This window comes from Mycolicibacterium chlorophenolicum (genome assembly GCF_001044235.1).
GTDB classification, from domain to species: domain Bacteria; phylum Actinomycetota; class Actinomycetes; order Mycobacteriales; family Mycobacteriaceae; genus Mycobacterium; species Mycobacterium chlorophenolicum.
In genome coordinates, this window is record NZ_JYNL01000035.1 from 22,528 (window position 1) to 43,607 (window position 21,080).

Sequence of the window (21,080 nt, forward strand, 5' to 3'; positions counted from 1 at the left end):
GGGTGTGGATACCGACGTGCGGGATCTGGCCTAGTACGGCCAGGTCCAGCCGCTGATCGCCGGGTCGTCTTCGCCGTGGATCCGGGTGTGGGCACGTGCGCGCAGCCGCGCATCCACCATGTGTTGGCGCAGCGCCGCCGCGGCGGCACCCAGGCCGGGGACCCGGTCGATGACGTCGATGACGAGGTGGAAGCGGTCCAGGTCGTTGAGCATGACAATGTCGAATGGGGTGGTGGTGGTGCCTTCCTCGTTGTAGCCGCGGACGTGGATGTTGGCGTGGTTGGCCCGCCGGTAGGTGAGCCGGTGAATCAGCGACGGATAACCGTGGTAGGCGAAGATGACCGGACGGTCCGGGGTGAACAGCGCGTCGAACTGGGAGTCGGGAAGCCCGTGCGGATGTTCGGTATCGGGTTGTAGCCGCATCAAATCGACGACATTGACGACCCGCACCTTCAGGGCGGGCAGGTGTTCACGCAACAAGGCCGCCGCCGCAAGGGTTTCCAAGGTCGGTACGTCACCGGCGCAGGCCAGCACCACGTCCGGCAAGCCCCCGGCGCCGTCGCCGCCGTCGTTGCTGGCCCACTCCCAGATTCCCAGCCCGCGGGTGCAGTGCGCCACCGCATCCTCCATGTCCAGGTAGGACAGCGCGGGCTGCTTGCCGGCCACAATCAGGTTGACGTACTGGCGGCTGCGCAGACAATGATCGGCCACCGACAGCAACGTGTTGGCGTCCGGGGGCAGATACACCCGCACGATCGCCGCCTTCTTGTTCACCACGTGGTCGATGAAGCCGGGGTCCTGGTGGGAGAAACCATTGTGGTCTTGGCGCCACACGTGGCTGGTCAGAAGATAATTCAGCGACGCGATCGGCGCCCGCCAACCGATGCCGTTGGTGACTTTCAGCCATTTCGCGTGCTGGTTCACCATCGAATCCACGATGTGGATGAACGCCTCGTAGCAGGAGAACAGGCCGTGGCGGCCGGTGAGCAGATAGCCCTCCAGCCAGCCCTGGCACAGGTGCTCGGAGAGGACTTCCATGACCCGTCCGGCGCGCGCCAGGTGCTCGTCGGTGGGCAGCGACGCGCCCTGCCACACCCGGTCGGTTTGCTCGAACACCGCGCCCAGCCGATTGCTCACGGTCTCGTCGGGCCCCATCAGCCGGAAATTGTGGGGGTTGTCCCGGATCACGTCACGCACGAACGTCCCCAGCACCCGGGTCGCCTCGTGCAGTTCGGTGCCCGGGGCAGCGACCCCGACCGCGTAGTCGCGGAAGTCGGGCAGCCGCAGCGGTTTTAGCAGCTGCCCGCCGTTGGCGTGCGGGTTCGCGCTCATCCGGGCCTGCCCGGTCGGCGGCAGCGCCGCCAGTTGCCGGATCAGCGCGCCCGCCTCGTCGAACAATTCCTCGGGCCGGTAGCTGCGCAGCCACTGCTCGAGCTGGCGCAGATGTTCGGGGTTGTCGGCCAGGTTGGCGAGCGGCACCTGATGTGAGCGCCAGGTCCCCTCAGAGGGCAGGCCGTCGACCTGCTTCGGACCGGTCCATCCCTTCGGTGTGGCAAGGACGATCAGCGGCCAACGCGGCCGTTGTGTCTGGCCCTCTTCCCGGGCGGCATGTTGGATCCGCGTGATCTCAGTCACCGCCTCGTCCATCGTCGCGGCCAGGTCCTGGTGAACCTGTGCGGGGTCATCACCGGAGACCACATAGGGTCGGTGTCCGTAGCCGCGCAGCAGGTCGATCAGCTCGTCGTCGGGGATGCGTGCCAGCACTGTCGGGTTGGCGATCTTGTAGCCATTGAGGTGCAGGATCGGCAGGACGGCGCCGTCGTGGACAAGGTCGAGAAACTTGTTGGACTGCCAGCTCGCGGCCAGCGGACCGGTTTCGGCTTCGCCGTCCCCGACGACGCAGGCCACCAGCAGGTCGGGGTTGTCGAACGCGGCGCCGTAGGCGTGCGCCAACGCATAGCCCAGCTCGCCGCCCTCATGAATGGAGCCCGGGGTTTCCGGGGCGACGTGGCTGGGGATGCCGCCGGGGAAGGAGAACTGCCGAAACAGCCGGCGCAACCCCTCTACATCGCCGCCGATGCCCGGGTAGACCTCGCTGTAGGTGCCCTCCAGGTAGGCGTTGGCGACCAGGCCCGGGCCGCCGTGGCCCGGACCGATCACATACATGGCGTTCAGGTTGCGCGCCTTGATGACCCGGTTGAGGTGGGTGTAGATCATGTTCAGCCCGGGCGTAGTCCCCCAATGGCCCAGCAGCCGCGGCTTGACGTGCTCAAGGGTCAGCGGCTCGCGCAGCAGCGGATTATCCAGCAGATAGATCTGCCCGACCGACAAGAAATTCGCCGCCCGCCAGTACGCATCCATGACGCGCAGCTCCTCGGGCGACAACGGGCCAGACGTATCGGGCCGGGTCCTACCGACCTCGGAGCTCGGGGTGACGACACTCATGGATGACTCCTCAATATTGGCGGGTAGCGAAATTGGTGTGGCGCATGCGTGGCCGCGCCGACTCTGCTACGGAAGGCCAACCGGCGAGGGCGCCTCGGACCGTGTTACCGCAGCGGCATGGGGCTGCCGCGGTGCGGGCAACTTGAGTCGTTTGAGCATCAGGGCGTTGACCGCGACGATGAGGCTGGAGCCGGACATGGATAGGGCGGCGATCTCCGGGCGCAGCACCAGGCCGATGGAGGGTTCGAAGACACCGGCGGCGATCGGCAGGGCGATGACGTTGTAGCCGATGGCCCATCCCAGGTTCTGCCGCATCTTGCGAAGGGTGCCCCGCCCGATGCGCAACGCGATCGGCACGTCGAGCGGATCCGAGCGCATCAGCACCAGGTCGGCGGTTTCGATGGCGACGTCGGTTCCCGCTCCGATCGCGATGCCCAGATCGGCCTGCGCCAACGCGGGGGCGTCGTTGACCCCGTCACCCACCATCGCGACCTTCTTGCCCGCACGCTGCAACGCGGCGATCTCGGCGGCCTTATCCCCAGGCAGCACTTCCGAAATGACGGTGTCGATTCCCAATTGCGTGGCAATGCGCTGGGCGGTTGCCTCGTTGTCACCGCTGAGCATGACCACTTCGACACCCAGTTCATGCAGAGCCGACACCGCTTGCGCGGAGGTTTCCCGCGCGGCGTCGGCCAGCGCGATCACCCCAACCCCGCTCCCGTCGACGGCGACGAGCACCGCCGTGCGACCGGTCGCGGCCAGCTCGTCTCGCCGATCCATCAGCGCACCGAAGTCGACACCCTCGGCGAGCATCAGCTTGCGGTTTCCCACCGCGACGCGGCGGCCAGATACCTCGGCGGTCGCGCCATGGCCGGGCACGTTGTAAAAACCCGTCAGTGGCAACGGTTTAACGCCACGCGCGGCGGCATACGCCACGATCGCGCCGGCGAGCGGATGCTCGGATTCGCGTTCCACCGCAGCGACAAGGGCAAGGAGTTCATCCTCAGCAAGCCCATCCACAACGACATCGGTCACCTCCGGTTCGCCCTTGGTCAGTGTCCCCGTCTTGTCCATCACAACGGTGTCGATGTGCGCAGAAGTTTCCAGGGCGGTCGCGTTTTTGAACAGCACCCCGCGTTTGGCTCCCAGGCCGGTACCCACCATGATCGCGGTGGGCGTGGCCAGGCCCAGGGCGTCGGGGCAGGTGATGACCACGACGGTGATGGCGAACAGCAGCGCCGTCTGAACGCTCGCACCGACGGCCCACCAGACGCCGAAGGTCGCCGTGCCGCCGATCAGCGCGACGAAGACCAGCCAGAACGCCGCCCGGTCGGCGAGGCGCTGGCCCGGGGCTTTGGAGTTCTGGGCTTCCTGCACCATGGCGACGATCTGGGCCAGCACGGTGTCGGAACCGACTTTGGTAGCACGCACCCGCAGGGTTCCGGTGGTGTTGATGGAGGCGCCGATCACCTGCGCGCCAGGCTCTTTGGTTACCGGCAGGCTCTCACCGGTAACCATCGATTCGTCGACCTCGGAGTTGCCGTCCTCGACGGTGCCGTCCACCGGGATCTTCGCGCCGGGGCGGATCAGCAGCAGATCCCCGGCCACCACCTCGGCGGTGGGCACCTCGACCGGTTCGCCGTCTCGCACGACCACCGCCATCGGCGGCGCCAGCTGCAGCAGGGTCCGGATGGCGTCGTTGGCTCCGCCGCGGGCGCGCATCTCGAACCAATGTCCAAGCAGCACAAAGGTAGTCAGCACGGTGGCCGCCTCGTAGAACACATCACCGCCGCCGGTCAGTGTCACTCCGAGGCTATAGAGCCAGCCGGCGCCCACCGCAACGGCGACGAGCACCATCATGTCCAATGTCCTGGCTTTGAGTGCCCGGTAGGCGCCGTCGAAGAAGATCCACGCCGAGTAGAACATCACCGGCAGGCTCAACACCAGGGTGAACACGTCGTCGCGCAGCCCGAACGGAGCAGGCACCGTGAACCCGAGGACCTCACGTCCGATCGGCGACCACAACAGGATCGGAATCGACAACACCAACGCCACCAGGAAGCGGTTGCGCATGTCGCGCACCATCGACTCCATCGACATCCCGCCATGCCCGCCGCCGTGACCCATCACGTCCTGCGGCGAGCGCACCGCCTTCGTGCCCGATCCCGCGTCGTGTGCCGCGTGAGGATCCGCGACCGCGGCCCCGTGGTCGTGGCCGGCATGCCCGGTCGGATGGCCGTGGGCGACCTGCGGCGGGTCGGGCTCTTCCATCGGGTCGCAAATATGTTGCGGCACAGACTGTCCAGCGCAGTGATAACCGCACTCGCGAACCCAATCCCGCAGCTGCACAAGGGATGTCACGCTGGGGTCGAACACAACGGTGGCGCTCTGCGCAACCGCGTTGGCGTCCACCTGCAGGACACCGGGGCGGCGGCTGAGCACCGCGGTAATCCGGTTTGCCTCCGACGCCCACCGCATCCCCCGCACGTCGAGCACCGCGGTGGCGCGATCTTTCGGCTGTTCCTTCATGGCAAAGTCCTCCAGTTCATCGGGAAGTCGGTAGATCGGTGGATGGGGCTACGCGAGGCGCGCGAATCGCGACGACGGCGAGGACGGCGGCCAGCACAGCCAGAACGGCGTTAACCCAGAAACCCATGGCGATGCCGGTCGTGAAGGCAGCGGCGTCGACAGTCGATCGCGCGAGGTCTCCAGGCCAATGGGCGGCCACCACCGCCCCCATCACCGCGACGCCCAGCGAGAGCCCCACCATCCGGAAGACGTTCAGCGTCGCGCTGGCGATGCCGGAACGTTCGTCGGGCACCTGCAGCATCGCGGCGGTCGTGATCGGCGTGGTGGCCAGCCCGAGTCCCAGACCCTCGACGAGCAACCCGGGCAGCAGCTGCCACAGTCCCCAGCTGGGATGGACGCCGGCGAGCAGCACCAAACCGACCGCCGCGAGCACCATGCCCGTGCCGATGAGAACCCGCGCGCCGACGTGTGACACCAGCCACCCAGCCAGCGGCGCGAAGACGGCAATCAACACCGTCATGGGCAGCAACACCAGCCCAGCCCGCGTCGGGGAGAAACCGATGACCAGTTGCAGATACAGCGACAGAAAGAAAAACACACTGCACATGACGGCAAGGTTCAGCAACGCCAGCACATTGGCGCCCGCGACGTTGGGGAGGCGAAACAACGACAGATCCACCAGGGGTGCCGTGGAGCGTCGCTCCGCCACCACGAAGACCGCGGCGCCGGCCGCAGCCACCGCGAGCATCGTCCACAACCGCGGGGAGGCCCATCCGGAGGCGTTGGCCTGCGCCAACCCCAGCACCAACGCAAATAGGGTGACGCCCGACGCCACAACGCCGACCACATCAACCCGCGGACGGGGCGCCCGCAGGGCAGGCAAGGGTCCGGGCAGCGCGGCACGGGCCAGGATGAACATCAGCAGTCCGAACGGAAGATTGAGCAAAAAGATCGACCGCCAGCCGAACGCGTCGGTCAGCAACGCCCCCAGGAGCGGACCCACGGCCAGCGCGGCGGCAGCGACACCGGACCACACACCCAAAGCGACACCGCGCCGCGACCCGGAGAACGACGTGATGAGCAGAGTCAACGCCGACGGCGCGATCAGCGCCGCCGCACCGCCTTGGGCGGCGCGCATCCCGAGCAGCATCGCACCCGTCGTGGAGAACCCCGCCAGCACCGAGATGACGGTGAACGCCGCAACGCCGCCCAGAAATACCGGCCGTGCACCGAGCCTGTCGGTCAGCAGGCCAGCGACGAGAGTGAGCACTGCCAAGGGCAGGGTGTAGATGTTGATCACCCACTCCAGCCCCGACAGGCCCAGACCGAGCTGACGGCCCATCGACGGCAGCGCGATCGCCACGGCGGTGTCGTCGAGCAGAACCAGAAACGATGCGACCGCCGCGGCTGTGAGAACCCACCACTGCCGATTCCCCACCGCAGCAGGTTCTAACTTGTGGGTCGCCACGCTCACCTAGTCCCTTTCTCGTCGCCACACCAGTCGGTCCGCCGTCATAGAGCGACACTGCCAAACGATCCGGGGCTATCCAAGAGACTTTCGGCCTAATACTGAGGGTCTTAGTAGAGCGGTGTCCGGCCGTTCCTGACGCCAAGCTGACGAGCATCGAAAGGAGACGATGATGACACGTCAAAACAAGCAGCTTGCTCCTGCGGCCGCCGTTGCGATCGGCGTTGGACTGCTGTTCGCGGGCGTTCCCTGAACTGTGCTTTTGCTCGTCGCCGCCATCGCCGCCATGGTGTTCATGCACGGCGGTGGCCATGGTGGACACGTCGGCTGCGGGGGCTCGCATCAATCCAGCCACCAACACCCGACCGAGGATCGGCCGCACACCCCCTACGACCCGGCCCGCCGCTGAGGCCCGGGAACACAGTTGCGGTCAACACAGCGCCGCCGTGCGCCTGCCAGAACCGAGGTTATGGGCCCGGCCCCGCCGTACCACTCAGCGCAACGAGGGAGTCACCCGCATGCCACGTCATGGCTGCAGGGACAACCGGCGTTCAAAGTCAGATTCCGACCGCTCGACCGACCGTCGTAACTCCGTCGCCGCTCGATCCATATGCGGCCCAGCCATGAGAGTGCTCACCGTCGCTGTGGCGCTGCTGTTCGCCGTGCTGGCCTCCGTCACCGCCCGAGCCGATGAGATGGAAACCCAGCAGTCGACGGTGCTCATCGAGCAGGCCATCGCGTTGATCGCCAACGACGCCGGCGACGAGCGCGTGGCCGAACGCATTATCGATGCCCTCCAAGCGCCCGACAAGCAGGGAGTCGACCTGCCCAAGGTCGCACAGGCGTTGGAGGTGGTCGACCAACCTGGGCAAGACCCAGCGGCCACCGCGTCGGCCCGGGCCCTACTGGTGGATTCGCTTGGCGGGACCCTGCCCTCGGCGCCGCAAGGCGGTCAGATGATCGTCGGCACCGAGACAGGCACCAGTGTGATCCAGAACGAGTTCAAGCCGGCCCGAGGGATCAATGACGGCGGGCGACGCTATCCTGCTCGCCCTGTCACTGGCCGCGATCCTGGCCGGGCTATACCTGGCGCGGCGGTTGCGACCCCCCACACACCGCGCCAGCTCACCCACCCCACCGGAGTGCCGGCCAACACCCAACAGGAGACGCGGNCTGGCCGGGCTATACCTGGCGCGGCGGTTGCGACCCCCCACACACCGCGCCAGCTCACCCACCCCACCGGAGTGCCGGCCAACACCCAACAGGAGACGCGGTGAGCACCAAGAAGAACCTTCCCGCGTATCCGGGCGAGACGACCACGGCCGCGCGGCCCGGCAGAGTCCACCGCGCCGTGGATGCCATCGACGAACGCATGGGCATCAAGGCGCTGGGCTACCCGGTGCCCGAGCACGCCAACAACCTCAGCTCGAGTCTGGGCGGGCTCACCGCGGTGTCGCTTGTGATCCTGCTGGTCCCAGGGATCTATTTGGCGCAGTTCTACATGCCCATGCCGGAGGACGCCAACCAATCGGTCCGGCATCTCGTCACCAGCATATGGCTGGGCGGGTTCGCCCGCGCCCTGCACGTCTGGGCCGCGCAGGCCATGTTCGTCCTCGTACTGCTGCACATGCTCCGAGTCTTCTTCCATGCCTCCTACAGAAAGCCCCGGGAAGGCAACTGGCTCATCGGGACGGCCATGTTCCTGCTCGCGTTTTTGGCGATCTTCACCGGCACCGTGATCAAGTCGGACCAGGAGGCGTACGAGGCGCTGGCCCACAACCTGGACGTGGCCAAGCTGCTGGGCGGCGCTCCCGGTGATGACGGGCATGCAGGCGGCAGTCGGTTCGTCGAGCCGCCGATGTTTAGCGCCACACCAGGGTGCGGCCGCTTTGTTGCCAGGCCTGCATTCCGCCGGCTAACTCCACAACGTCGTGATATCCCAGTTTGGTCAGGGTGATGCCGGCGATAGTGCTCATCCGTCCGGTACGGCAGTAGACCGCCAGCGGAGTGCTGCGAACGGTCGGCAACCTGTTGATCTGGGCATCGATTTGGTCGAACGGGATGCTGAGATCCGTGCCGGCAATGTCGCCTTCGTAGGGCACGTGCACATTGATTGTGATCCGCTGGGGTGCCGCGATAACTTCGGCGAATTGTTGCGGTCCCACTGAACGCGGTGCGCGGGCCACGGCCTCGCTCTGCCCGGTCGGCGGCGGCGGCGTCGACGATGTCAGCGGTTGGGCGACAGAACCGCATCCAGCTATTGTCAGCACCGCACCGATGGTAGCGACGAGGACACTGAGGTTCAGGATCAACGACAACACCTCCACAATCCTACTAAGCGCGATAGTAGGTCGAAGGCTTTCCTCTCACGCCATATCACGCTGAATCGGGAACGCACTCGCCCATCGGCTCGGAGGGCCATCGTGGCCTGTACGCGGCACCCGCTCAGCGGATACCCTTAGGGGGTATCTCGTGATGCGGAGAGGAGGTAAGGATGAGCACAGATATCAAGCCCAAGGTGGCGGGGCTGGTACGCGTCGCGCGGCATCCTGTGGTTCGCGCGGTCGTCAAGTGCGCTGTGATGTGCGCACTTGGCGCGAACACCAGGCAACGGCGCGCCGTGAAGCACGACCAAAAATGCTGCCCATGAGCGGGTCTGCTGCACGATCAGGTGACAGTTTCGGTCACGCGGAATGACCGGCCGGTGTGGTCATGATGGCTTCGAATTTGATCGGGGTCAACCGACCGAGAGCGACTGTCGGCGCCGCCGGTGGTAGGTGCGTTCGATCCGAGTGACGATCGCGATGCGGAGCTGTGCTCGGGTATCCCAGCGGCGGCGATCGAGCACGGTCTTCTGCAGCAGGGAAAAGAAGCTCTCCATGGCGGCGTTGTCGCCGGCCGCTCCGACGCAGCCCGTTGTTCCGACCATCTCGTGACAGCCCAGAGCGTGCACGAAATCACTGACGTGAACTGAGATCGGCGATCGGCGTGCAGGAAATGCACCCAGCCACATCGCCGCGCCGAGCCACCGCGCTGTGCAGGGCGGTGGTTGCCAACCGGGACTTCATTTGGGAGTCGATCAAGTAGCTCAATGCGGTTGGAGAACACGTCCTTGATCGCGCACACGCCGATGCAGGAAGTCAGTACACGTCGCTGGTGTTCACCGACGCGCTGCGGGACTCCGGGTTCGCCGGATGGATCGGCTCAGTCGGCGACGCCCTGGACAACGCGCTGATGGAATCGACCATCGGGCTCTACAAGACCGGACTGATCGACCGGCAGAAATACTGGACCGGACGCGCCGAGGTCGAACGAGAAAGCGCCAGCTGGGTGCACTGGTACAACACACCCGCCTGCACTGATCACTGACTACCACTCACCGGTCGACTACGAGAACCGCTACCGTGACACCGTCACCTCAATCGCCGAGGTGGCTAAACCGAGGCTCCATCCAGACCACGACGGTTCGAAACGGATGGCCTGCGGCGGGCCGGGGCAGCCGGCGTTGCCGCGAATCGTCGATTTACCCGCGTGTGTCGGCTTGGCAATACTGGTGGTGCCACGGGCATTAAGATGGCCGACGTTCGAGGAGGCGCGGGAGAGCATATGGTCGGATTGAATGCATTCTTCGCAAGGCGGGATTCCAGGCCTACGCTATCGCTGGTGGCATGCCGGCCCGAATCGCTTGTCTGGACGTGGTTGGCGTTCACTGGCCTCATAGGCGCGGTGATTCTGGCCGTCCTTGGTATACCGCCGATCGACATCCACGGGCCCTTGCACAATGTCGGCATCATGGATCCGTTCTGCGGCGCAACCAGGTCTGTGTACCTGACGATGCATGGTCGACTTGATTCCGCGCTGCACTACAACCCCGCCGCTCCAGTCTTGCTCGTTGCGGCCGCTGGCCTCATCCTGCGCACAGGAGCCGGCTGGTTGACCGGACGGTGGGTTTATCTGCGGGTGCCGCGACGTGCGGTGATCTTGCTCATCATTCTTGCGGTAGCGCTTGAAGTTCGTCAGCAAGCAAACGCGGCTCTGCTTACCGCGCCCTGGACAGGCTCATAGGATCTAGCCGTCCGATGCGGTCTCTTCGTCAAACCCGGGCGTGTGGCCGGCGCCTTCAACGCCGCCTCTCGTATTGGCCGGTCCTCCGCCACGCGAGACGTTCTGCTAAAACGGATCTAACGATGAACGCCCACTCCTGCACTGAGCCACCTCACGAATGACCCGGCTAGTCGTCAGGAGGCGATAGGGGGCCGCATGGGGCTCAGCTGAGGTCGGACCACATGAAGAGAACTACCAAGGATGTGCAATCAAGAGTGTCGCGACAGTGTCGCCGTGGGACGCCCGCTCGATCCTTGACGCCGTTGCGCCGGTTAACGGAGAGCTTGAATTCCACCATGCGTGAGCCGAACACGGCGGGTGAGTACCCGCTGGGGTATAAGGCATCAACAACACCGCATCTGGGAAGTGTGAGGCGAACACGAGTGTGCCAAGCTTGGCGCGCTCGAGGGCCTCAGGGGTCTCGAACATGCCGTTGACATTCAATGGCTAGGACCGTGGCCGTCAAGTGCAATTGGGCCACCTGTGTGACATCCGCCATGCAGCAACGAGACTGGTGTCTTTGCAATTCTTCATCTAGCCAGGCGGAAACCCTTCCCGCGTACGCTCAATACCAAGAGTGGCCGGGCCGGATCGTCTCCTAAACGCCTACGTAATTGACCGATGTGGACGTCAATGTTGTTGGGACTACCGGTCCAAGAAGGTCCCCAGACGGAATCAATCAGCTGTTGGCGCGACGTCACCGCGCCAGCCCGTTGAGCGAGTGTCGCGAGTATCTCGAACTGCGTCCGTGTCAGCTTGACCTGCTCGTCGGCGACGAAAACCTCGCGGCGTTCGAGATTCACCGAAAGCGGACCAAAGACCCGCCTATCGGCTAACTCGCCCGAGGATGGCGTTGTCCGGCGCGACGCCAGATGAACGCGAAGAACGGCACGGGTACGTGCAGCCATTGACCGCCCGGAGGAAGGTTTGGCTAGCACTTCGTCAGCTCCGGCGGCTAGCGCAAGGTCTGTTGTGTCCTTGTCACAGCGACGTGCCATGGCGATGATGTGAGCATCTCCCGTCGCACGAAGCCCTCGGCACATGTTAAGCGTGTCGATGTCGGTTAAGTCGAGCGAGAAAATGATCATCGATGGTCGGAGCATGTCGGCAGCAGCCAGTCCGTCCTGAGCGTCGTCGGCAACTGCCAAGGACACCTTCCCCCGGCGAATGTAGGCGGCCACTATGTCAATCCAGCGGGTGTCGTCGTCGATGACGAGAACCCCTATGGGCGAATCGGTCAGGCGGTCACGCATAACGTTATACTGCACTACTACGTAACTCGTTTGTTCCATCTGCGAAGCGCGCGTCGCTTCTTCGATCCATTGTTCCAAATGTCAGCGGGGTGAATGAAGACGAGCTACGCGCCTTGGCCAGGGCATGATCCTTGATCGACGTCGGCGACGACCAACGCGTCTGACCGCGCAACCGCTTCTGAACACCTGGTAGCGGAGCATGGAGTCGCGAACCGGCGGGGCCGGTTACCTGCGCGTCTCGACGTCCAGCAGCCGTCGCGTCGCGATGGCCTGATTGGGAATACATCATCCACCAACACGCAGGCAGTGGGGGTTGGCCATACGGATAGCCAAGGCTCGGCCGCAACGCACTCCGCGATCACGAGCCAGCCGGCGCCACGGCGGCTTATTCCAGCAACCGAGAGCATGGCAATGGCCACCGGCGCGGGCCTCAAGCAAACCCGGGACCGTGGCTCATTGCCACCCCCAGAGGTCGCCGCCTTCAAGCCATATACTTACCTACTACGTACTCAGTTAATTGTTGGCCGAACCGACGAGGACTGTATTCGATGGTGCAGAAAGCTTGGACGCCGCGCGGTCGTGTGCATCGTTTGCGGGCGGGCGCGTCCGGCAGTCGCCGGTGTGGCAGGTGAGCGTCAACAAACCCCTCGCGCCGCGCACGCTTGCGAACCTGGCTGCCGCAGTGAGCGGCGGTCTACTGCTGGCAGCGAGCTTTCCCCCTTTAGGCTGGTGGATATGCGCGACGCTCGGGTTGGCGCTGCTGGGGTGGGTGCTGGCCGATCCGCGTACCCGTGCGGTCGGCGGCTTCGGATACGGGCTGGTTTTCGGCTTGGCGTTTTACTTGCCCTTGTTGCCGTGGGTCGGCGTGTTGGTGGGGCCGCTGCCGTGGGTGGCACTGGCACTCGTATGCGCTCTGTTTCCAGCCGTCTTCGCGGTACCGGCTGTGTTGTTGCGCGGATTGACCGGCTGGCCACTTTGGTGGGCGGCCTGGTGGACAGCCGTCGAAGGGCTAAAGGGAGTAATTCCGTTCGGCGGTTTCCCCTGGGGAACTGTTGCATTCAGCCAGGCTGACGGCCCGTTGGCCGTGTTCGCGCGCCTGGGCGGTGTGCCCCTTGTGTCGTTCATCACCGCTCTGCTGAGCTTCTGCGTGGCCGCCGTCGTCCTACTAGTTCGGCGATCAAACCGCGCGGGTTTCGTCGGTGCTGTTGCGACTCCTGTGTTGTGCTTTGCAGTGGTCATAGCCGCCGCAGCGACGATGACACCTCTGGTGCGCAACCCAACTGGATATGGCGGGTCGTCGATGACCGTTGCCGTGGTGCAGGGGAACGTGCCGCGCCTCGGTTTGGATTTCAATGCCCAGCGCCGCGCGGTGCTCGACAACCACGTGCGTGAGACGCTGCGGCTTGCCGAGGACATCCGCGCAGGTCGCGCCGACCCACCGCAATTCGTCCTGTGGCCAGAGAATTCCTCGGATGTCGATCCGTTCACCAACCAGGATGCAGCGCGTCAGATTACGCGGGCAGCTCGGGCGGTCGGTGCGCCGATTCTGGTCGGTGCCGTTGTGACTCGGCCCGACTGGAGTCCATCGACCCCCGTCAGTTCGAATTCAGTGATTGTTTGGGATCCGGTCGCCGGGCCCGGGTCACGACACGACAAGAAGATCGTGCAGCCGTTCGGTGAATATTTGCCCTGGCGGGAATTCTTTCGACATCTGTCGGACTACGCCGACCGGGCCGGGTACTTTGTTGCAGGCACAGGCACCGGGGTTGTTCGGGCCGCCGGCGTGCCGGTCGGTGTCACCACCTGCTGGGAGGTGATCTTCGATCGGGCTGCGCGTGAAGCCGTGCTCAACGGTGCGCAGGTGCTGGCAGTTCCCAGCAACAATGCGACGTTCAACGAGCAGATGAGTCGTCAGCAGTTGGCGTTCGCCAAGATCCGCGCGATTGAACACGGCCGCAGTGTCCTCGTCGCTGGCACGACCGGCATCAGCGCGGTGATTACCCCTGCCGGCCGGGTCGTCGCGGAGACCGAATTCTTCGAGGCGGCCTATTTGGACAGTCGAATTCCGTTGGAGACCAGTATTGCTCCGGCGACGCGGTGGGCGCCGTATGTGCAGTGGGTTCTCATTGCGATCGCCGTATGCGCTCTGGTCATCAGGCTCATCAGCCGCGGTCTGAATCCGGGAAATGCCGCGGGTAGCTCGACTGACCCGACATCAGGGCGTGTTAGCGACTGGGTTTGGCGGCCCATCCGACGAGCATAAAGCCGGCAAGCACCAGCACCGCCGCCATCGGATAGCCGAGCAAGAGGTCCTGGTAGGCGATGAAGCGCATCCGCGCAAGGTGGGTGTATGCGTGCACCAGCGCCATCACCAAGCCCACCCCGACAAGCAGCCAGCCCAGCCAGCGGCGCAATCGTTCACGTCGGTAGGCCTGTGTGTAAATCGACGGTTTACGGCTGCGCGATACACGCCGCTTTGGGCTCATGACAAACATCCGCCTTTCAAACTCCTACGGACACAAACAGTACTATCTGCGACAGTAGGCTGGTTTCTGCGAGTGTCGATCCACTGCGACCTGCGTACCTACTGCCCAGGACCAGGCCTCTGCACCCGACTTCCGGCCGTGCCACGACGGCCCGTATCGGCGACCGCTAGGACTCAGCGCTTCTACCCGACGACATCGGCCAGCGTTACGCCCCGCGTGGCCAGCCAGGGTGCAGGATCGACGCGATCGGCGCCGTTGGCATGGACTTCCAGATGCAGATGCGGACCCGTGGAGTTTCCGGTGTTGCCCATGGTGGCAATCTGATCCCCGGCCGCGACGCGCTCACCGACGTCGACGACAGTGCTGTTGAGGTGGCCATATAACGTGACGGTGCCATCGGGATGACGCAGCTTAACCCAGATACCGAACCCCGCCACCGGGCCTGCGGCAGTCACAACGCCATCGCTGACGGCGTAGATGGGTGTACCAATCGCATTCGCGATGTCGATCCCGCCGTGCAGTGCACCCCATCGGTAGCCGAACCCCGATGTGAGCATGCCGCGGGTCGGCAGCACATACAACGGCCGCAGCAACCGGGCCTCACGTTCGGCGCGCTGCTGGGCAAAAGCCACCCCCCGAGCGAATTCCTCGGCCGTCACCGCAGGGTTGACCGACTGAGTCGACGCAATAACCTGAATGCCGTCGCTGCCCGCATCGCCGCCGGTGGCGAGGACCGTTGCTTCGGCAGCCATGACAGTCGGCCCAGAGTCCATGTCGACAGCACCGAACGCGGATTGTGCGGCCCCACCAGCTGCGCCGACGGCCATCGCCGCGATCAGTACACGGGTGCGCTTGGGCCCCAAGGCCGCAGCGCGGTGACGTCGCGGTGGTCGCGGTCGTGGTAGGCCGCCGCGGCTGCCCGATGACGGCAAATGGTGCGACCGTCTCGTCGCGTGGCGCGGAATTGACGGGAGCAGCCGTAGCGGTAGTTGGTCATCGTCACCATCGACGTCGTCACCTAATTCACGGGCATGGACGACGTTGAAGTCCTTGTCGAACGCGCGGTGCTCACGAGACACGAGATCGGCCAGTGCGCCAAACTCGTTGAACGGAATGATCTCTGTTGCCTCAGGATCCCAGCTTGTCGAATGGAGCGGTGATGCGGGCCGACGCTGCGCACTCACTTGGGGGTACCTCCGCGCCGTGACCGAATTGTTACCGGGATCAGGTGACTAAACCAAACTTGCTGGCATGTGACAAGAGAGTCGACGAAGTCGTTGTCCGAGCCGGGCTTCGCACCTGATGTCGGAACATCCACGCGCAACACCGATTCCCCCGGCTCTCGATCGGTGCCAGTGTGCGTCGAGTCCGGTTACCTTAGTACTATTCATCTCAGTAGTTGGTTCGCGACGTTGAGATCGTGCCCAGACATTGGAGACCGTGTGAGTGCGATGAGCCTGTCCGAAGCGGGTCGCGTGTCGCCCGCTGCGGCAGTGGCGATAATTCAACTTGCGCACGAGCAAGACATCCAGGAATCACGTCGCGGGGGCAGGAACAGGATTCGCGTCTTCCCGTTGAACGACACCGACCCTTGGATGCGCTGGGTTGCGCAGTCGCAACCCGTGGGACCAGGCCGCAAGCGCATGCTCGGTGCCAGTGCGACGGCGCATGAACTGTCACCGGTGATCATTACCGATGAGAAGATCCGCAAGTCGTCAGCAAAACACGCCCGGCATCGTTAACGGGTCACGTACTGGCCTTCCTAGTGGGGCCTCAGCTGGATCGGAGACACGAGGACATGCACATCAACGTCGAATTGGCCCGCTATTCCGACATGGCTTTCACTTCGTCGGTAGTGGTGCTGGTGGCCGCGCTGCTGCTGTTGGCAGTCGAACTGGCGTACTCCCGCACCCGGACGGTCGAGGCGCGCACGCCCGTTGGCGCCGCGGTCGGCGCAAACTCCGCCACCCCGGGCGTCGTCGCCGACGCGGCGAAGCGCCCACTCAATGAGCGCGCCGGCAGGTCCGGACTCGCCCTGGTTTACGTCGGCATCGGACTGCTGCTCGCATGCATCGTTTTGCGCGGCCTCGCCACCGCGCGGGTGCCGTGGGGCAACATGTACGAGTTCATCAACCTGACGTGCTTTTCGGGCCTGGTCGCCGGCGTCATCATGCTGCGCAAGCCCCAACACCGAGCGTTGTGGGTGTTCGTCCTGGTGCCCGTGCTGATCCTGCTGACGGTGTCGGGCCGCTGGCTCTACACCAACGCCGCACCCGTCATGCCCGCCCTGCAGTCCTACTGGCTGCCCATACACGTGTCGGTCGTAAGCCTCGGCTCCGGGGTGTTCCTGCTCGCGGGCGTGGCCAGTATCCTGTTCCTGCTCAAAAGCTACCTACCCAGCAACTCGTTGGTACAGCTACTGCCCGACAGTCAGACCTTGGACCGCATCGCCTACCGCACAACGATTTTTGCGTTCCCGGTGTTCGGGTTCGGCGTAATCTTCGGAGCCATTTGGGCCGAGGAAGCCTGGGGCCGTTACTGGGGCTGGGACCCCAAGGAGACTGTGTCGTTCATCGCATGGGTGGCATATGCCGCCTATCTGCACGCACGTTCCACGGCGGGGTGGCGCGATAAGAAGGCGGCTTGGATCAACATCGTGGGCTTCGTCGCGATGGTGTTCAACCTATTCTTCATCAACCTGGCCATAGCGGGACTGCATTCCTATGCCGGCGTCATGTAGCGCCCACACCGAGGCCTGCTGCCACGCCGGCCATCACGATTCCAAAAGCGCTCCAGCAATGCGGTTTTCAGCCCTCCAGTACCTCATGCGCGCGCGATTACATCGCCTGATGTGAGTGTCACCGAGCGAGCACTATGTCGCCGGCAAGTACTGACCACCGTCCTTGTTTCTGAAGCAAAGTATCCGGCTTGAGTAGTCTCTGCTGCGTGTTGGCTGGGAATGAATCCGCCGCTGGACAAAGCTGTCAGCTTTGCACGATTACCGGGTCGCCGACGTGGACTGTATTGAAATACCATTCAGCGTTTGCCGGGCTGAGGTTGATGCATCCGTGGCTCACATTGGCCGAGCCCTGAGACCCCACTGACCATGGCGCGGAATGTACGTAAACACCGCCCCATGTCACCCGTACCGCGTACTCACCGTCGATCAGATAGCCCTCGGGATCGTCGAGTGGAATACCAATCGTCCGGGAGTCGAAGACCACCGCCCGTTGCTTTTCAGCACGCTGAAGGTTCCTGGAGGCGTCTCGAACCCGGGTTTACCCATTGATGCCGGCATCTCACGCACCACTTGGCCGTCGATACTTACTGTGAACGTGTGCGCCGACACGTCGGCTACGCCCACAACCGCCGCCCCGGTCGTGAATCCGGTCTTTATCCCACCCACGCGCAGCGCCACCGTCGAGTGTGCTGGCCATAAGCCCTTCGGCCTCCACTCCAGGAGGCGATCGGTGAGCCAGGTGAATCGCCCGTTCAACGGCCGCGAGGTGGTTACCGTGATGCCGCCTTCAACCGCCGCGCGATCATCGACGGGGGCGGTGAACTCCACAAGCACCGGATGCCCAACACCCACCACCTCATCTGGTCCCGGGCGGACCATCGCTACGCGGCCGTCGATGCTCGACCGAACCTTCGCTGAGGATGCTACGGCGGAGGCAGACGGCGCTTCTAATCCGGTCACAACCGCAGCCGTGAGCGTCAGTACTAGTAGGCCGCGCAGGATGCTGTGCACGTGTCCCCTTTCACGGTGGTGCGCTGTACCACCACTTTACGTAACAACTACGTTTTCTCACGGTCGGCGTGCGCGTCGAGCCACAATGGATGCGTTGGGGCAACGAAAACTGACACCGCTGCTTATCCAGGCTAGTTCGCCTCCTAACATTACAAGGGCTGGCCCCGATCGATGGCAGCCTGCTACTGCGGCGAGCGTGACGAACACCAGCACCCGTCACGCCGCCGAATGCCGCAGCGTCGAGTCGTGTCCGAGCCGGCATTTGTGGCGGTACGGGGCCACCTATGGCAATGCCACCGCGTCAGCGAAGTCACCGCCGATCGGCCCTCGTTGTTTGTTACTTGTGAGGTAGTGCCCTCGACCTAGCGATGAGCGCAGTTGCTAGCCGCAGCAGCGACATGGCCGGGTCGCTGCTGGTCAGGACAATGCGCTGCCCTGCAGCCACTTATCCCACGGCATGCTCCAGTCGCCGTTCTGCCACACCTGTAGGGGTTCGCCGCCCGTATTGCGGACCTCGACGACGTCGCCGGGCACTGAGAAGTCAAAGAACCACCGCGCGTTTTCGGCGTTGAGGTTCAAGCAACCATGCGAGACATTGGTGTTGCCCTGCGCCCATACCGTGCTATCGAGTCGGTGTAGATACACACCATCGGTGCTAATGCGGGTGGCAAGCGTGATCGTTTCGCGGTAGCCGAGCCTTGAATTGATGGGCAGGCCGTAGGTTGATGAATCCATCACCACCCTGTCGGCTTTGTCCATCACCGTGTAGATGCCGCGCTGCGTCCAGAATGAAATAGTCTGCCCATTAACCGTTTCGCTGCCGCCCATCCCCATTGAGGTCGGCATTGTGCGCACCAATTGGCCGTTGCTATACACGCTGACTTGCTTGGTCAGGTCGTCGGCGATCGACACATGGGCGTCGCCGATACCGAAGCTCACCCTGGCATCTTCCTGACCGTAGAGTCCCTGACCCAATGGTGCGCCGTAAATATTCGCCTCGACAGTGAGCCTTGTTCCGGGTGAGAAGTATTGGGGTGGACGCCAATGTGCGTTCTGATCATCCAGCCAGTACCAGGATCCGCGCACAGGAGGCGAAGTGCTAACCGAAAGTCGCCGCTCGGCGGCCGCCTTGTCGGTGATTGGTTCGTCGAAGCGTGCCACGACAACGGTGCCGATGCCATACGTGGCACCGTCACGCAATTCGGTCCCCGCTGTCGTGGTCAGCGAGACCTTCGTCTGGTTACGGGGGGTCAGCGTCGAAAAGGTCGAAACCTGCTGAGTCGGAACACCATCGGCTGCTACGGCGGTCGCCTTGACCGTGTAGGTACGTCCGTAACCCAGCGGCACGCCGGGTTTCCACACCGAGTTGTCGGGGGTGGTTATGCCGACAATGCGGTTACCCTGCTCGTTGACCATCACTACCTCAGCCAATGTGCCCGACCTCGCCGTCACCGTTACCGCTGCCAACGGGTCAACATCGGTGGCGCCGCGCCCGGGAGTGATAGCTAGAACCGCTGGTCCCGGCGGGGGAGCCTTATCGCCGGGCTGCGCGTTAGTGGGAGCAGGCGCGCAGGCGGTGCCGCAACGCCCGAGATTCACGCTCACAACGACTCCCAGCACCGCGGTAACCAGTAAAACGGCCGCAAGCACCAAGGTTCTGAGTCGACGATGGACGACCAAACTTGCTCCCCGTGTCCGATTAGCGATGCGCAACTGCCGGGATTCCCTCGGCCAGGCTCAAATACTATCCTACCTAGTAGTTACGTTGAATTGCGCATCCGGCAGCTATGCCCAAGCACATTGTGATAGCCGGTTGACACTCTCACCAACCCGATCGTACAGTCAGATCCGATTACAACGGCGCTCCGAACCGAATGTTCGTTTCGCGACGGATCGTGAAGACAGTCTGCGTGCGGCGCGCAACTGCAATCGGCGTAATTCGCTGGGTTGGGGCTTCGGACCGACGGCGGTTGAGGGGTGTGACAACACCGTGCGCGCCCCGTGGAGAAGAAGCCTTTGTCAGGCCCGCGCCGCCAGCGTGCCTGGCGATCCACAATCACGAACTGGCACCGAAGTTGAAGTCCTGTAGCGGCTTCGCGGGAGATTCAACAACGGTCCCGTGCCAGCGTCATGTCACGTCGGCACCGGGACAGGGGTTAATGCATTCGCCAAATGAACGCCTCGGCCTGGGCTAAAGCGAACCTAGCATCTGCTGCATGGTGTCGATCTCCTTCTGCTGCGAGGAGACGATCGACCGCGCGAGCTCGACTGCCGGCGAGAATTGACCGCTATTCAATTCGGTCTGCGCCATCGCGATCGCACCCTTGTGATGCTCAATCATTTGAGTCAGAAACAGGCGGCTGGCCTCGATACCTTGCGCGTTGCGCAAAGCGGCCATGTCCTGCTCCGACATCATCCCGCCGCCCATACTGCCCATGTCATGGCCCGGCATGTCCGGCATACCGCCACCGGACGACGTCGACGTCGTGGTCGGCGCCGCATCCCAATCGGCAAGCCAGCCCTGCAGCTGCTGAATCTCGGGTTCTTGAGCTGCTTTGATCTGATTGGCTAACGACACCACTCGCGGGTCGATACCTTGCTTGGCTAAGAGCATGTCGCTCATCTCGATCGCCTGTTGATGATGGGGATCATTCCTTGGGCGAAGGCGATGTCGGCGTCATTGTGCGCCTGAGCCTGCGTCACGTCAGCTGACGGCGACGATGGGGACGCAGCCGCCGAGCTCGACATCGACGACGTGTTCTGACTATTTGCCGAGTTACTGCTACACGCGCCCAATGCGAGCGCGGTCGCCAACGCGGTGGCGGTGACAACAAAACGGCTTTTGTGCACGTCCATCCTTCCAGTCGTAATACCTGTCATCTAGACAGTGCCCGGGCCTGAGGGCACCATCCCGACCGGCACCTTCCATTCCCGCGCCCCAGCATGAAGCTTAGACCTAAGCCTCAATCCGTGGATCGACCCTGTTGAGGTCCGGTCAGACTGATTTTGCTGTGCTGCGGTGGGTGGGCAGCGTGAATCCGCTG

At 63.9% G+C, this 21,080-nt stretch carries 14 protein-coding genes and 4 pseudogenes; 7 read left to right on the plus strand and 11 right to left on the minus strand.

Annotated elements, in window-relative coordinates; genetic code table 11:
* Positions 1-30 precede the first annotated feature (30 nt).
* The 3 genes from MCHLDSM_RS17315 to MCHLDSM_RS17325 form a co-directional block, all read right to left on the minus strand.
* Positions 31-2,445, minus strand: coding sequence for a phosphoketolase family protein (locus MCHLDSM_RS17315; protein WP_048471237.1), 2,415 nt, complete (start codon positions 2,443-2,445; stop codon positions 31-33).
* Between the two features lie 66 nt (positions 2,446-2,511).
* Complete coding sequence (locus tag MCHLDSM_RS17320; RefSeq protein ID WP_048471238.1) at positions 2,512-4,974, minus strand: heavy metal translocating P-type ATPase; 2,463 nt, start codon at positions 4,972-4,974, stop codon at positions 2,512-2,514.
* A gap of 16 nt (positions 4,975-4,990) precedes the next feature.
* Positions 4,991-6,412 (minus strand): MFS transporter, encoded by a 1,422-nt coding sequence (locus MCHLDSM_RS17325; RefSeq protein ID WP_234714076.1) that lies wholly within the window; start codon positions 6,410-6,412, stop codon positions 4,991-4,993.
* Between the two features lie 674 nt (positions 6,413-7,086).
* Here MCHLDSM_RS17325 and MCHLDSM_RS17330 point away from each other — a divergent pair.
* On the plus strand, positions 7,087-7,614 hold a 528-nt coding region (locus tag MCHLDSM_RS17330; protein WP_234714077.1), incomplete at its 3' end, for a hypothetical protein.
* Between the two features lie 101 nt (positions 7,615-7,715).
* Positions 7,716-8,399 (plus strand): cytochrome b N-terminal domain-containing protein, encoded by a 684-nt coding sequence (locus MCHLDSM_RS17335; protein ID WP_201780386.1) that lies wholly within the window; start codon positions 7,716-7,718, stop codon positions 8,397-8,399.
* Here MCHLDSM_RS17335 and MCHLDSM_RS36145 read toward each other — a convergent pair.
* Both MCHLDSM_RS36145 and MCHLDSM_RS39425 read right to left on the minus strand, forming a co-directional pair.
* Positions 8,305-8,763 carry a rhodanese-like domain-containing protein gene (locus MCHLDSM_RS36145; protein ID WP_234714078.1) on the minus strand — a complete coding sequence of 153 codons (459 nt, stop codon included), beginning with the start codon at positions 8,761-8,763 and terminating at the stop codon, positions 8,305-8,307. The two genes, MCHLDSM_RS17335 and MCHLDSM_RS36145, sit on opposite strands and share 95 nt — an antisense overlap.
* 363 nt (positions 8,764-9,126) lie before the next feature.
* A pseudogene (locus MCHLDSM_RS39425) lies at positions 9,127-9,568 on the minus strand (transposase); the annotation flags it as partial.
* Between MCHLDSM_RS39425 and MCHLDSM_RS17345 the strand changes: the two are divergent.
* Both MCHLDSM_RS17345 and MCHLDSM_RS36155 read left to right on the plus strand, forming a co-directional pair.
* Positions 9,566-9,878: pseudogene (locus tag MCHLDSM_RS17345) on the plus strand (integrase core domain-containing protein); the annotation flags it as partial. The pseudogenes MCHLDSM_RS39425 and MCHLDSM_RS17345 sit on opposite strands and share 3 nt — an antisense overlap.
* Before the next feature lie 290 nt (positions 9,879-10,168).
* The gene (locus MCHLDSM_RS36155; RefSeq protein WP_234714079.1) at positions 10,169-10,507 is read left to right on the plus strand and encodes a DUF2752 domain-containing protein; all 339 of its coding nucleotides are present in this window, start codon (positions 10,169-10,171) and stop codon (positions 10,505-10,507) included.
* Between the two features lie 569 nt (positions 10,508-11,076).
* Here the strand turns inward: MCHLDSM_RS36155 and MCHLDSM_RS17350 are convergent.
* Positions 11,077-11,799 (minus strand): response regulator transcription factor, encoded by a 723-nt coding sequence (locus MCHLDSM_RS17350; RefSeq protein ID WP_048471249.1) that lies wholly within the window; start codon positions 11,797-11,799, stop codon positions 11,077-11,079.
* Positions 11,800-12,427: 628 nt separating this feature from the next.
* Between MCHLDSM_RS17350 and lnt the strand changes: the two genes are divergently transcribed.
* The gene (lnt, locus tag MCHLDSM_RS17355; protein WP_234714080.1) at positions 12,428-14,062 is read left to right on the plus strand and encodes an apolipoprotein N-acyltransferase; all 1,635 of its coding nucleotides are present in this window, start codon (positions 12,428-12,430) and stop codon (positions 14,060-14,062) included.
* Here the strand turns inward: lnt and MCHLDSM_RS17360 are convergent.
* Together MCHLDSM_RS17360 and MCHLDSM_RS17365 are read right to left on the minus strand one after the other, a co-directional pair.
* The gene (locus MCHLDSM_RS17360) at positions 14,025-14,285 is read right to left on the minus strand and encodes a hypothetical protein (RefSeq protein WP_048471250.1); all 261 of its coding nucleotides are present in this window, start codon (positions 14,283-14,285) and stop codon (positions 14,025-14,027) included. The genes lnt and MCHLDSM_RS17360 overlap by 38 nt on opposite strands.
* Positions 14,286-14,467: 182 nt before the next feature.
* Positions 14,468-15,469: a M23 family metallopeptidase gene (locus MCHLDSM_RS17365; RefSeq protein ID WP_048471242.1), complete on the minus strand. Its 1,002-nt coding sequence runs from the start codon at positions 15,467-15,469 to the stop codon at positions 14,468-14,470.
* Between the two features lie 267 nt (positions 15,470-15,736).
* Here MCHLDSM_RS17365 and MCHLDSM_RS37770 point away from each other — a divergent pair, with 267 nt between their 5' ends.
* Positions 15,737-16,027: a hypothetical protein gene (locus MCHLDSM_RS37770; protein ID WP_131722650.1), complete on the plus strand. Its 291-nt coding sequence runs from the start codon at positions 15,737-15,739 to the stop codon at positions 16,025-16,027.
* A 56-nt stretch (positions 16,028-16,083) separates the two neighbouring features.
* Positions 16,084-17,025 carry a c-type cytochrome biogenesis protein CcsB gene (gene ccsB, locus MCHLDSM_RS17370; RefSeq protein ID WP_048471243.1) on the plus strand — a complete coding sequence of 314 codons (942 nt, stop codon included), beginning with the start codon at positions 16,084-16,086 and terminating at the stop codon, positions 17,023-17,025.
* A gap of 244 nt (positions 17,026-17,269) precedes the next feature.
* Here the strand turns inward: ccsB and MCHLDSM_RS36160 are convergent.
* From MCHLDSM_RS36160 to MCHLDSM_RS17380, 3 genes and pseudogenes are all read right to left on the minus strand, one after another.
* Positions 17,270-18,036: pseudogene (locus MCHLDSM_RS36160) on the minus strand (L,D-transpeptidase).
* A gap of 417 nt (positions 18,037-18,453) precedes the next feature.
* On the minus strand, positions 18,454-19,716 hold the full coding sequence (locus MCHLDSM_RS17375) for a L,D-transpeptidase (protein ID WP_048471244.1): 1,263 nt from the start codon (positions 19,714-19,716) through the stop codon (positions 18,454-18,456).
* Between the two features lie 511 nt (positions 19,717-20,227).
* Positions 20,228-20,886: pseudogene (locus MCHLDSM_RS17380) on the minus strand (DUF305 domain-containing protein).
* Positions 20,887-21,080: the final 194 nt, after the last annotated feature.

What these genes read in the sequence shown, in the direction of transcription:
- MCHLDSM_RS17360 (WP_048471250.1), bottom strand. Translation starts at nt 14,285, where the DNA reads ATGAGCCCAAAGCGGCGTGTATCGCGCAGCCGTAAACCGTCGATTTAC.
- ccsB (WP_048471243.1), top strand. Translation starts at nt 16,084, where the DNA reads ATGCACATCAACGTCGAATTGGCCCGCTATTCCGACATGGCTTTCACT.
- MCHLDSM_RS17320 (WP_048471238.1), bottom strand. Translation starts at nt 4,974, where the DNA reads ATGAAGGAACAGCCGAAAGATCGCGCCACCGCGGTGCTCGACGTGCGG.
- MCHLDSM_RS37770 (WP_131722650.1), top strand. Translation starts at nt 15,737, where the DNA reads ATGAGCCTGTCCGAAGCGGGTCGCGTGTCGCCCGCTGCGGCAGTGGCG.
- MCHLDSM_RS17350 (WP_048471249.1), bottom strand. Translation starts at nt 11,799, where the DNA reads ATGCGTGACCGCCTGACCGATTCGCCCATAGGGGTTCTCGTCATCGAC.
- MCHLDSM_RS17315 (WP_048471237.1), bottom strand. Translation starts at nt 2,445, where the DNA reads ATGAGTGTCGTCACCCCGAGCTCCGAGGTCGGTAGGACCCGGCCCGAT.